General features: G+C 42.1%; 7 protein-coding genes. 5 read left to right on the top strand and 2 right to left on the bottom strand.

Annotated elements, in window-relative coordinates; all coding sequences use genetic code 11:
* Positions 1-122 precede the first annotated feature (122 nt).
* On the bottom strand, positions 123-1,658 hold the full coding sequence (locus tag ACXAH9_RS15820) for a M20/M25/M40 family metallo-hydrolase (RefSeq protein ID WP_474895829.1): 1,536 nt from the start codon (positions 1,656-1,658) through the stop codon (positions 123-125).
* A gap of 425 nt (positions 1,659-2,083) precedes the next feature.
* Between ACXAH9_RS15820 and ACXAH9_RS15815 the strand changes: the two genes are divergently transcribed.
* The 5 genes from ACXAH9_RS15815 (at position 2,084) to ACXAH9_RS15795 (ending at position 12,672) form a co-directional block, all read left to right on the top strand.
* Positions 2,084-5,254: a sensor histidine kinase gene (locus ACXAH9_RS15815; protein WP_474895828.1), complete on the top strand. Its 3,171-nt coding sequence runs from the start codon at positions 2,084-2,086 to the stop codon at positions 5,252-5,254.
* The gene (locus ACXAH9_RS15810; protein WP_474895827.1) at positions 5,244-7,433 is read left to right on the top strand and encodes a sensor histidine kinase; all 2,190 of its coding nucleotides are present in this window, start codon (positions 5,244-5,246) and stop codon (positions 7,431-7,433) included. Before ACXAH9_RS15815 ends, ACXAH9_RS15810 begins: the two co-directional genes overlap by 11 nt.
* 78 nt (positions 7,434-7,511) lie before the next feature.
* Positions 7,512-11,153 (top strand): sensor histidine kinase, encoded by a 3,642-nt coding sequence (locus tag ACXAH9_RS15805; RefSeq protein WP_474895826.1) that lies wholly within the window; start codon positions 7,512-7,514, stop codon positions 11,151-11,153.
* Between the two features lie 5 nt (positions 11,154-11,158).
* On the top strand, positions 11,159-11,536 hold the full coding sequence (locus ACXAH9_RS15800) for a response regulator (protein ID WP_474895825.1): 378 nt from the start codon (positions 11,159-11,161) through the stop codon (positions 11,534-11,536).
* The gene (locus ACXAH9_RS15795; protein ID WP_474895824.1) at positions 11,533-12,672 is read left to right on the top strand and encodes a sensor histidine kinase; all 1,140 of its coding nucleotides are present in this window, start codon (positions 11,533-11,535) and stop codon (positions 12,670-12,672) included. The genes ACXAH9_RS15800 and ACXAH9_RS15795 overlap by 4 nt, the downstream gene beginning before the upstream one ends.
* On the opposite strand, the gene ACXAH9_RS15790 is transcribed toward ACXAH9_RS15795, so the two are convergent.
* Positions 12,664-13,041 carry a response regulator gene (locus tag ACXAH9_RS15790; RefSeq protein ID WP_474895823.1) on the bottom strand — a complete coding sequence of 126 codons (378 nt, stop codon included), beginning with the start codon at positions 13,039-13,041 and terminating at the stop codon, positions 12,664-12,666. The two genes, ACXAH9_RS15795 and ACXAH9_RS15790, sit on opposite strands and share 9 nt — an antisense overlap.
* Between the last annotated feature and the right edge of the window lie 39 nt (positions 13,042-13,080).

Below are 13,080 nucleotides of genomic sequence, written 5' to 3'. Positions count from 1 at the left end.
TTGGTGGGCACTTAAATCAGACGCACCCACACTTAGTTAAGGTCTATCCTCACCTCACACCTGAATGTAAGAATCATTTTCAAAGATTAGCACTTAAGTAGGGCTACAAAAAGTAAAAGCTACTAATCCGACTCTACCACCTCCAACTCCTCCCTCGGCAGCATCTCATCTCGCATGGCTGTGTTGTATACAAATCCAGCAACGATGGTTGCAATCTGTTTCAAATCATCGATCACCAGGCGCTCGTACGTATCCATATTGGTATGGTGAGTCCGAGACCAATACTCCACCGGATCCTGAATAAATTGAAAACCTGGTATGCCGATTGCATCAAACCCTAAATGGTCCGTTCCTCCGGTATTTCTTACCGTAATGGTGGTATTTTCCATGATGTCATCATATGAGCCAAACCAATCCTTGAAAATGGGACCTACTTCTTCATTGCCCTGCAAATAGATGCCCCGGATTCTTCCTGTACCATTGTCGATGTTATAATAAGCGGATATTTTGCTGTGTTCTGGTTTTAGCGCCATCGTTTCAGCATCACCAAAGTGGTTTTTCACATAGTTGCGAGACCCAAAAATTCCTTGTTCCTCCCCACCCCATAAGGCAATGCGTACCGTTCGTTTTGGTTGAAGACCAGCTTCTTGAAGAATACGAACTGCTTCCATCATCACGATGCATCCTGCTCCATTATCGGTAGCCCCTGTACCACCATGCCAGGAATCTAAATGTCCACCTAACATTACTATTTCATCCTTTAAATCAGGATCAGAACCGGGTATCTCTGCCACTACATTATATCCTGTAAGATCGTCCGTTTTAAACGTAGTTTTTACCTCTGCTTCCACTTCTACTGATACTCCATTCTCAACAAGACGCGCCATAAGATTGACGTGCTCCGGAGCTGTCTCCAATTCACAAACACCCGCTGGTGTATCTTTATCGTAGCTCCTCGGGCTGCTGGTAAAAAGTGTACCGTGTCTGCCCCTCACTCCTTTAATAATCAATGCAACCCCTTCATCTTTAAGAAATGTATTCAATGTGGTGCCAAAAGCCCTTCGCTTACGAAAGGCAGCTATTTCATCTTCTGTCCATTGCCTTCTTTCTGTACGCGGCTCAGTCATTTCATCCAGGTCTTCTTCAGTATATCGTAACGCATCAGCCTCAAAAGTGGGTGACTGATCTCCTCTTGGCTTAAATGCTACAATCGCCCCTTTTAACTTTCCCCTGTACTTCTCAAAATCTTCTTCATTATTAATCTCTACGAAAAGTACTTCACCTGAAACTTCACCATCTGTACTTTCTGTCCATGCTTCCGGTACTGCAATGAATGGCATATAATATGGTTTGGTCATCGCGATGTAGCTTTTATTAACTTCCCATCCGCGACCAAACTCGCCCCAGGCCTCCTTCTGCGCGTTTTCCAAACCCCACTCAGTTAGCTGATTGATCGCATAGGAAGCAGCCCGATCGTATCCAGGAGAATTGGAAAGTCTTGGCCCAGCTTTATCTATCAGTTCAAAGGCAATTTGCTCTACTTGTGAGTTTTCAAGCCCTTCTTTTTTAATTTTTTCAATGGCTTCCGCATCAATGCTTTCCTGAGCATACGAAACAAATGCGAATAGTAACACTGGAATAAGTTGTAATCTCTTCATTAGTATAAGGGTTAGGTTTAAATCAAGATGATAAATATACTCATCCGTATAGAAGGTAGAATGGATTTTGTGATAAGTGGAGGTTTGGGGTTGTAGAGGTTTGATTAAGCCTACTACAATTGATTATTAACACCTCCCGATCGCCGTAACGGCGAACCACGCCCCTCTCTAATAATAGAGGGGGGCCGGGGTGAGTTGGTAACAACCCTCTGCTTAGCCCGATCCTTCGATAAACTCAAGATGACTCATCCTACTGAAAACATCTTAGTTTATCAGTTAATTTTAATAGCTTGTTTGCCGCCAATATATTCTTTGATTTGATTCAGAGTAAATCATGCACTTGTTTCATTCCTTAAACTCTGGTAAATTAAGGGTTTACACTGCCTAGCTAATCCTAAAAAAGAACCTTGTGTTCCGCCAACAGTATGCCTTCACCCAAAGCACCAAAGTCGAACGTTTCCTCAAAAAAAGATCAGGTTTTATTAACCAAAATAGAAGCTCTCGAAAGAGAGCTCGAAGTAGAGGCAGCATTAGAACGAGTCAGAGCAGCGTCAATGGCCATGCAAAGCAGTGAAGGGCTTTTAGATGTTATCAAGGTGATGTCTGAACAATTAACCGCATTGGGTTTTAAGTATGGAAGTGTAAGTTTTGGCCAGCTGAATCAGAAGGAGTCCTATCGCTTTTGGATTTCAATGAGCGGTTGGAAAGAAGCGGTTTTTATCGAAGTGCCCCGAATCAAACATCCCGTATTTGACCGGTACGAGCAGGCTCAAGCGAAAAACCTTGATTTTTTTGAGGATTGTTTAACTCCGAAGCAACATGAAAAGTGGATTAGGCACATCGCCAAATGTGACAACCTAAGATTTATTGATCAAGATATCTGGGATCAAATGGCAAAACGTCCACATGCCAGAACCTTTACGCTCATGTCAAATATTTTTCTGGTTATATCCAATTACAAAGGACTATTCTACTCCAAAGAGCAAATCGATATTTTGCTGAGAATTGGGAAGGTTTTTGAGCAATCATACAACCGCTTCCTGGATCTTAAAAAAGCTGAAGAGCAAACCCTGGAAGCTCAGGTTGAGGCTGCATTAGAACGCATCAGAGCCCAGGCCACTGCCATGAAGGAATCAAAAGATCTTCAGGATATCGTGGTGACTATGCGAAAAGAATTTGTAGCACTGGGACACGAAGCGCATTACTTCTGGCACATGAGGTGGCTGCCTGATAGATACGAAAAAGCCATGACCGCCGGTGATGGTGCGCGCATTGGCATGGTGATGAAACTACCCCGACATATCCATGGTGACATCCCACTGGTAGACAAATGGGAAAAAGGACAAGAGCCTACGTTAGTCTTCCCCATGGATGCCGACACAGCAGTGACATATGTCGATAAGATGATTTCTATGGGTGATTTCGAGCGGCTGGATCCGAATGCCCCCAGTCTGGAAGACGTACGAAATCTTGGTGGGCTCACCTTTATCATGGCCCGTACCACGCATGGTGAAATTGGTTACAGTTTGCCGGGCAACATCCCTGAGCCACCAAAAGAAGGAATTGAAACGCTGAGAAGGTTTGCCAGTGCATTTGACTTGGCATACAGGCGCTTTGAAGACCTGAAACAAGCGGAACATCAGGCACGTGAAGCACAGATTGAAGCAGCAGTGGAGCGTGTACGATCTGAAGCCATGGCCATGCATAAACCCAGTGACCTGGTCAAAGTAACACAGACGCTCATCAAAGAGATCACGGTGCTTGGCATTGAAGGCATCACGGGTGCTGCATTTATTCTGATTGATGAAAATGACATTGTGACCATGTGGGACATCTCCGATCCCGGCAATATGGGCTATACCCGTGATCATAAATCCACTTATGATCCACGGGATTTCAACATGCTGGGGGAATTCTGGCGCAAGTGGAAGCAAGGCGAAGAATACTTTGTAATAGAGTACGACCTGGAGAAAAACAAAAAGGAGCTGGAAGAATGGAAATTGGTAGATGAAGAGAATTATCAAAGTCTGAAAAGAGCGATTGAAAACAACAAGCTCAAAACACAATGGAACCCCTTTGGTAGCTTTTCCAGCGGCTTACTCACCCTCGACATGATGACGGAACCCGATGAGGACACAGAGCTAATCGTCATCAAAATGGCTCGAACGTTTGATCTGGCCTATCAGCGTTTTGACGATCTGCAAAAAGCCGCTGAGCAAGCAAAAGAAGCACGTAAACAAGCTTCATTAGACCGTATTCGTGCGGAAATTTCCTCGATGAGAACTCAAAATGATTTGGAAAAACTGACTCCTTTTATTTGGATGGAGCTAAGTGCACTTGGAATCTCATTTTTCAGGTGTGGGGTTTTTATTATGGATGAACAGGCCCGCAAGATTAACATGTACCTTTCAACCCCCCTCGGTGAGTCGATAGCGGTACTAACCTTGGATTTTGATAATAGTGAGATTACACAATCAGCCAGTAATCACTGGATCCGGCAAGAGATATTCCGGGAAGAGTGGAGCAAAGAAGAATTCATTGAATGGTCTGTGGGGCTAGCGAAGCAAGGGTTGGTGGAGAGCCCCAATATGTACCAACATTCCTCCGCCCCACCTGAAAGACTATGTCTACAGTTTGTTCCCTTCAAGCAAGGGATGCTATACATAGGAACAGAGGAGTTTCTGAATGAGAACAATCTGGATTTATTACAAGATGTTGCAGATACGTTTTCCATCGCTTACACCCGATACGAAGATTTTGTGCAGTTGGAAAAAGCCAAGCGAATGGCCGAAGATGCTTTGGGGGAACTTCGCTCTACACAAAGCCAATTGATCCATGCGGAGAAAATGGCATCTTTGGGTGAGCTAACCGCAGGGATCGCCCATGAAATTCAGAATCCGCTAAATTTCGTGAACAACTTTTCAGACCTAAATGCTGAATTAATTGAAGAGCTAGAAGAAGCACTAAAATCGGGTGATGCTAAGGAGGCCGCTGAAATACTGAAGGATCTAAAGGAGAATGAAGAGAAAATCATCCATCATGGAAAACGAGCAGAAGGTATTGTCAAAGGCATGCTTCAGCACTCCAGAGGAGGTGATGGCAAGAAAGAGCTTACGGACATCAATGTTTTAGCAGATGAATTTCTTCGCCTCTCCTACCATGGTCTACGAGCAAAGGACAAGTCGTTCAATGCCGAATTTAAGTGCACTCTTGATGAGAACCTTCCGAAAATTGAAGTGCTCTCTCAGGACATTGGAAGGGTTTTTTTAAACCTGATTAACAATGCCTTTCATGCAACTGCGGAACAAAGTAAGAAAGATCCATCGTACAAGCCCACAGTAGAGGTTGTCACCCAAAAGGAAGAGGACCACATCAAAATTCAGGTCAAAGACAATGGTGCCGGCATTCCTGACAAAATCAAAGACAAAATATTCCAGCCATTTTTTACTACCAAAGCAACCGGAACAGGTACTGGACTTGGCTTATCGCTCAGCCATGACATCATTTCTAAAGGACACGGTGGCACAATTGCGCTTGATAGCGTGGTTGGCAAGGGAACAACATTTACCATACGACTGCCAATCCATGCATCATAGATTATTCCTGATATTATTGGCTCTGTTTCTGAACTTCTGTCAGCCATTATTGGCTCAGAAACAAGTGGTAAAGTTGGATACCTCGATGTTTAAATCCCATCAACGATTGTCTTTGGCAACTTTAGACGGATGGATATTTAAACAGGGAAATAACCATGAATGGTCTCGACCAAATATAGATGTATCAAGCTGGCAAACATTCAAACCTGTGCAGCTTACTGCTGAAATGGAAGATGCTACTGGAAGACTAGAGGGATGGTTCAGAATTAAAATCAAACTAGACGATTCGTTTGATGGAATGCCCCTTGCAATTGGCAGAGATCTTTGGGCAGCTACTGACATCTACATAGATGGTAAGTTATTTCATTCATTCGGAGATACAGGCAATCCCTATGAGGCTTATAATCCCATATTGAAGAAGCCGATTCCTGTAGCTCTCCAAGCAAATAGAGAATACCTTCTGGCCATTCACTTTGTAGACTATGAATCACTTCTGCAACAACGCGAGCTGCGATTAAAGCCTGCAAATCTCAAAAATTTTATTGCCATAACCGGGCCCGGATATTTGAATTATCTGGATCGATCGGTCAAAACGGCCTACATTTTTGGGACACTAAGCATTGGTTTTAGCACCCTGCTCTGCTTGCTATTCTGGTATTTGTATTTCTTAAATAAAGATCAAAAAATATTCAGGCTAATTGCCTGGCTGGTCACCTTTGTTATGCTTACCTCCGTTGCTATATATTTCAATTCATTCTTTGATATCGGTTACTTCACAGAAAAGATACGGTTCCTTTTGTTGATTAACCTGCAGGCCATTACAACCATTTTTGGTTTATTCATTCTGGAATGGATGTTACTCAAGCGTATATCTAAATGGTCTGTAGTCATTTTCATCACGCTATTGATATCCAATACACCTGCTCATCTTTTTTCCATCTCTGTCCCTTTTGGCATTGCTTTTACAGCAATGCTGGCCTATTATGGAAATTTGCTATATAAGCATTGGAAATCCATCACAGGAGCACAATGGATGGTTGTGACCGGAGTGATTGCTTCCACCCTCGCCACCTTGCAATATATCAGTATACACAAATACCTGCTTGACTTTTACAATGAGTATGATAAGCCAATTATTAGCTTGGCAAACCTTGTGTTGCCGCTGTTTCTTATTGGCTATGTGTCTGTAAGATTAAACGAGACACTTAAAGAGGTCTATGAGAAAAGTCAGAAGGTGATTAAAGCCAATGAAGAAAAGAGGGAGATTCTGGCAAATCAGAATATTCTACTCGAGCAACAAGTAAACGAAAGAACGTCAGCACTCAATCAGTCCTTGGAAGATCTGAAGTCCACTCAAAATCAACTCATCCACTCTGAAAAGATGGCATCTCTGGGTGAGCTTACTGCAGGTATTGCACATGAGATTCAAAACCCACTAAACTTCGTCAATAATTTCTCAGATCTGAATAATGAATTATTGGATGATCTGAAGAAAGCAATCAGTACAAATGATCAAGCAGAAATAGAAGCCGTTTACAATGATCTAAAAGCAAATGAATCCAAAATAAATCATCACGGAAGGCGTGCAGAAGAAATCGTAAAGAGCATGCTTCAGCACTCACGCAGTGGCAATGGAGAAAAGGAGCTTACTGATATCAACCAGTTAGCTGATGAATACCTGCGTCTCGCCTATCATGGCTTGCGTGCGAAGGACAAGTCTTTCAATGCGGACTTTAAAGCAGACTTAGACCCTTCCCTACCCAAGATCAATGTAATCCCGCAGGATATTGGGCGGGTATTGCTCAACCTGATCAACAATGCTTTTCAGGCGGTTTCTCAAAATCCGAGTCATCCTGAGCTTGTCGAAGGGTTAGACGAGGAGGCAAATCAAGTCACACTTCGAGAGCCTCAGCGTGACATTCCACTTGTCATAGTCGCTACCAAAAAACTTGCGGAAACCATCCAAATCACCGTCACCGACAATGGCATTGGGATCCCGGATCAAGTCCGTGGTAAAATCTTTCAGCCCTTTTTCACAACGAAACCAAACGGACAAGGAACGGGGCTGGGTTTGTCAATGAGTCATGAAATAATCACGACGGGACATGGCGGCACCATTGAGATGGAAAGTGAAAAAGGAAAAGGATCTTCTTTCATCATAAAGCTCCCTTTAGCATAATTTAATCCATGCAAGGCAGTCTTACCTAGCAAATAACGTCAAAATGTAGTAGCTTATGCAACCAATCTATCACCAACCATGCTCCACCAACTTACCTGGGTTCTCTATTTTATCTCACTGACCGCTTTCTGTCAAAAAAATCAAATTCCTTTTAAAGAATATGGGGTAAAAGAAGGATTGCCCGAGGAGTATGTGCAGAGCATCATTCAAGATGATCAAGGCTTCATGTGGATAGCTACTCAAAATGGACTTGTGAAATTTGATGGCTATGACTTTGAAGTATATGGCGTAAATCATAAAGACGACCTGCAAGTGGGAAACATAACTGCAATAAAAACGAAAGATGGAAAGCTATGGTTAAGTGGGGTTTTAAAAAATTCAGGACTTTCTGTATATGACCCAGTCAATCGAGCATTTACAAATTTCCTCTACCACCCGGACTCATCAAAAATTCCTTTCCCTGAAAATTCTGTATTGATTGAAGACTTAAATAAGAATGTCTGGTTTTACAGCTACTCCAATGAGCTTGATTCCGGAGTTATCTGTCGATATAATCAGAAAACCAATCAGTTTCACCATTATCCGGAAAGACAATATACATTTCGTATAAATGATTATTTGCTGAATCTATCTTTTGCAGAAAACGTGAATGATAGCTCCATCTGGCTATTCAATCGAAGAGATTATGAATTAAAGAAGTTCAATCCTGAATCGAATGCATTCGACCCAATTATGAAATCCGGAGACACCATACCCGGGCTGGGCAGGAAGGAAAAAATCTACGGGATCAGATCATTTAATGGCTTGTTAGCCACAGGTAATTATCAGCAGGTTTTTTTAATAGACCCTGAAAGTAATCAGGTGGTTAGGTCCTATGATGTAAAATCAGACACTTCAATTACCAAGTCATTTAGGTATTTTTTTGACTTCAGGGAAAATATTTGGTACAGCTCAGGAAACAACCTAACTCGAATTGATCTAGAATCCGGTCAAACCGAATTCTATGAGTATGGTCAAAACATCTTTAACAACCCAAACGAAGAACGTAATGCCATTGCGATTATTCCGCTCTATCAGGACTCTTTAGGTATCTACTTCATCATTAGTCACCCGGTAGAGGGATTTAAACAGAACTCTTATGCACAATACATTTATGAGACCGGTTCTTTCACATTCTTCAATAACCAATTCAACATGGATAGCAATCCCTACATTGAAACTAATTACACTATATTTCAGACCTTCGTGAAAGACTTTTCCGGCATTAAATGGTTGGGTACCCGGCCAAATTTGTATAAAGAGGTGGTTAGACGGATACAACTATACAACGGAGGCAAAACAGAAAATCAACTCCCGTCCGATACCATTAATTTCATTATCGAGGACCATCAGAACAACATATGGATTTCTTCCATTTTAAGTGGACTTTCAAAGTTCAATCCCACAACAAATGATTTCACTACTTACCAATTGCCAATGGCACAATCCTTCCTTTGGAATGAAATAGTTGATCATTCCGGAAATTTCTGGTTCGCGATTGGCACGATAGATAAGGACTGTGGCATTGGTAGATTTGATCCCGTTACAAAATCTTTCGAAACGTTCTTAACTAATAAGTCAGTAATCCAGATATCGTTAAATGATGACAAGATTTGGGTTACTACTTCATCAGGAATATTTGTACTTGATTACAATGGTGCTATCATAGAAGATTACTCAAATAGGATTGACACATCCTTTAGTGCTATCTGTATATTACATGATACCAAGGGTAATACCTGGTTAGGGGATTTCGGAGATAACGATCATGGGCTTATTGTCATAAATCCCACAGACAGCATCACTATCTTTAAAAGAATTGCAAATGATGACAAATCACTGATAAGTAATGAAATTGGATTCATAGCAGAAGACAAGCTCAACCAAATTTGGATTGGAACAGACGGAGGTTTGCACAAATTCAAAGACGGTGCATTTATCAGGGTTAGTCAAGGTTCATTTTCTGGCTGGACGGTTGATGAGCACAATAATTTTTGGGCTGCCACCTATAGTGGTGGTGGCTTAATGCGTGTCAATCCAGAATCAGGTGCTATTAAAACGTATGGTGAGGAAGAGGGCCTACTTCATAATGATTACTTATCATTATTCCAGGAGATTGAAAAAGATCTGTATGGTAATTTATATTATCCAACCTATCGGGGACTTTCCATTTTTAATCCAAAAACAGAAACCTTTACAAATTTTACTGAGACGCACGGATTACAAAAACCAAATAGGAACTTTAACACATTCAAAAGCAGCACCGATGAAATTTGGATAGGTGGATTGAATGGACTCAATCGAATAGATCCCAAAAAATTGTTTGAAAAGAACACCACCCCTCCCAGGGTCTGGATCACTGCCATGTCCATCATGGATAGTGTGTACGCTGCACCAGATGGTGAAATATTTACTAACGCGGTTGATTACACAGACGAAATAACCCTATCACACTGGCAAAAAGATTTGTCCTTCAACTTTGTGGCGCTGCATTATCTGCGACCGGAAGACAATCAATATTCATGGAAACTGAAAGGATATGATAAGGAATGGAGCATCCCTTCTTTTACAAGAAGCGCTTCATACACAAACCTATCTCCCGGCAAATATACTTTTCATGTAAAAGGTTCCAATGCCGATGGCATTTGGAATGAGAAAGGTGACTTTATTGCTATAACCATTTTACCTCCTTTTTGGGCAACTAATGCCGCTTATTTGGTCTACTTCATTGTCTTCTCTGGTGGAATATTTCTGATACACAGGTATCAAAAAAACCGCACCATCCGAAAAGAACATGAACGTATAAAAGATCAGCAGTTAACACAAGCACAGAAAATAGAAAAAGCCTATCAAGACCTTCAAAATACACAAGCCCAGCTGATCCATGCGGAGAAAATGGCCTCCCTTGGAGAGCTGACTGCCGGGATCGCGCATGAGATTCAGAACCCCCTCAACTTTGTCAATAATTTCTCTGAGCTCAATAAAGAGCTCATTGAGGAATTGAAGGATGCAGTTGCTAAAAATGACCAGGAGGAAGTTCAGGCTAACCTCAATGATCTTCTCGGTAATGAAACGAAGATTGCCTATCATGGCAAACGAGCTGAAGAGATTGTGAAAAGCATGCTTCAGCATTCCCGCAGTGGCAATGGTGAAAAGGAGTTTACTGATATCAATCAGTTAGCAGATGAGTACTTGCGTCTCGCTTACCATGGCTTACGGGCCAAAGACAAGTCCTTTAACGCAGAGTTTAAGACAGATTTAGACCCCTCGATACCCAAGATCAATGTGATACCTCAGGATATTGGAAGAGTCTTGCTGAATTTGATCAATAATGCTTTTCAGGCGGTTTCAGAGAGGAGTCGTGAACTCATCATCCAACCCCCTCAAGGGGAATTTGATTACCAACCTCAAGTTACTGTAAAAACCATGTGGGACGACACCCCTTCAGGTGCCGGGGGTATTCAAATCACTGTCTCCGACAATGGACCAGGAATTCCGGATCATGTACGGGATAAAATATTCCAACCCTTTTTCACCACCAAGCCTGCCGGTGAGGGCACTGGACTAGGTTTGAGTATGAGTTATGAGATTATCACGAAGGGACACGGGGGAACACTAGAAGTCGAAAGTGAAGAAGGCAAAGGAACGTCATTTATATTTAAATTACCTATAACCAACTAGCCACCATGAAGATTTTAGTAGTAGACGATGAACTGGATGTTGAACCTTTGTTTCAACAACGTTTTAGAAAAGAAATCAAAACCAATGAACTGGAAATGAAATTTGTGAGTTCCGGTGAAGAGGCACTTGCCTATTTGGAATCTGATGGTTTTCGAGACAAACTCATACTGTCAGACATCAATATGCCGGGCATGAGTGGATTGGAGCTATTGGATAAAATTCAAAAGTCATCCACTCCCCCACCTCCAGTGGTTATGATGATCTCTGCCTATGGCGATGAGGACAATAAGAATGCTGCTCAGAAGCTAGGTGCCAATGATTTTCTCACCAAACCGCTAGACTTCAGTCTGCTGAAAGAAAAAATTAAATCCCTTAACGTATGACCAAAATTTTGGTAGTAGATGACGAGCCGGATTTAGAAGCACTGGTCAAGCAAAAGTTTCGCAAGAACATCCGCAATAAGGAATATGAATTCTACTTTGCGGAAAACGGACGACATGCCCTCGATGTACTCGAAGATTTTGAAGTTGACCTGGTGCTCACTGATATCAATATGCCTGAGATGGATGGCCTCACCTTGTTATCTAAATTGAATGAAAGAAACTACTTCCTGAAGACAGTTATTGTTTCGGCCTATGGTGATATGGAAAACATCCGTACAGCTATGAACCTGGGCGCCTTTGATTTCATCACCAAACCCATCGACTTTAAGGACCTGGAGATCACGATGGTTAAGACGATCAAGCACATTCTGCAATTGAGGGAGAATGCGGAGACTTTACGGGAAAATGACACGCTGAAAATTTACCTCCGGGAGATCAAGGCACAGAAAAGGTTGAAAGACCGGTTTTTCGCCATCATCTCGCATGATTTGAGAGGACCTGTAAGTTCCTTTCAGGGCATAAGTCAGATCATCTCGCTCTACCTACAGCAAGCCAAATATGAAGAACTGGAGAAGATGATGCATGAAGTAGATCAGGCAACCGATCACCTTTCCAAACTGCTGGATAACCTGCTTAACTGGGCTTCTTCAGAACTTAGTCAGATACCATACAAACCGGAGGCTGTGTCCATTGAAACGATGATCACTGATTTGCTTGGCATCTTTGAACCAATCGCCAAAAGCAAGGGCATAACGTTGAAAGCCACCATTGACCCAAAAATCACTGCCTATGTAGACTTGAACAGCACCGTAACGATCTTTCGTAACCTGATCCACAATGCACTGAAGTTTACTCCTGAAAACGGGACCATTAATATTACAGCCAAACCGAAAGGAGAGCTAGTTTCTGTAAGTGTACAAGACTCAGGTGTAGGGATGAATCAGGAGCAAATCGATAACCTGTTCATTCTCACTGAGAAGTCTAGCACCTATGGCACCAAAGGTGAAAAGGGAATTGGATTAGGGCTTCAGCTGGTGAATGAGTTTACCAAACTGAACAAAGGTAAGCTGGAAGTAACTAGTGAAAAAAGTAACGGTACCACTTTCACGATAAATTTACCCGTTAAATCAACCTAAAATCTCCCTAAGGTTAGCTTCAAGTGTTTCAGGGTCAGATACCGAAGACTTGTTGATAAAGCCTGCAGTGTTTGCAATCAGCTCCTCCGGTGGTTCTGAAACAGAGGATATAACAATGATTCGTGGTTGTTTTTCCATGGCTTCCAGTCTGGGCTTGATCCAATCCACCAGATATTCTCCGTCCACGAATGGCATCTCTATATCCAGTAAAACCACATCCGGGTTTTGATTTACGATGGCAGTAGCTCCCTGAATGGGATTATCGTATGAATCAATGATGGAAATCCAATCAAGCCCTTCTGTAAAAGCCTCTAATTTTCGTGAGAAGAGTGGATTATCATCAATGGAGATACAGGTTAGCGGCTTCATGTAATTAAAGTACAACAATTAATTGATTTTTAACATGTT

It is taken from the genome of Ekhidna sp. ABH4_415 (assembly GCF_056161305.1).
This window is presented reverse-complemented; position numbering and strand designations above follow the sequence as displayed.

What these genes read in the sequence shown, in the direction of transcription:
- ACXAH9_RS15820 (WP_474895829.1), bottom strand. Translation starts at nt 1,658, where the DNA reads ATGAAGAGATTACAACTTATTCCAGTGTTACTATTCGCATTTGTTTCG.
- ACXAH9_RS15815 (WP_474895828.1), top strand. Translation starts at nt 2,084, where the DNA reads ATGCCTTCACCCAAAGCACCAAAGTCGAACGTTTCCTCAAAAAAAGAT.
- ACXAH9_RS15810 (WP_474895827.1), top strand. Translation starts at nt 5,244, where the DNA reads ATGCATCATAGATTATTCCTGATATTATTGGCTCTGTTTCTGAACTTC.
- ACXAH9_RS15805 (WP_474895826.1), top strand. Translation starts at nt 7,512, where the DNA reads ATGCTCCACCAACTTACCTGGGTTCTCTATTTTATCTCACTGACCGCT.
- ACXAH9_RS15800 (WP_474895825.1), top strand. Translation starts at nt 11,159, where the DNA reads ATGAAGATTTTAGTAGTAGACGATGAACTGGATGTTGAACCTTTGTTT.
- ACXAH9_RS15795 (WP_474895824.1), top strand. Translation starts at nt 11,533, where the DNA reads ATGACCAAAATTTTGGTAGTAGATGACGAGCCGGATTTAGAAGCACTG.
- ACXAH9_RS15790 (WP_474895823.1), bottom strand. Translation starts at nt 13,041, where the DNA reads ATGAAGCCGCTAACCTGTATCTCCATTGATGATAATCCACTCTTCTCA.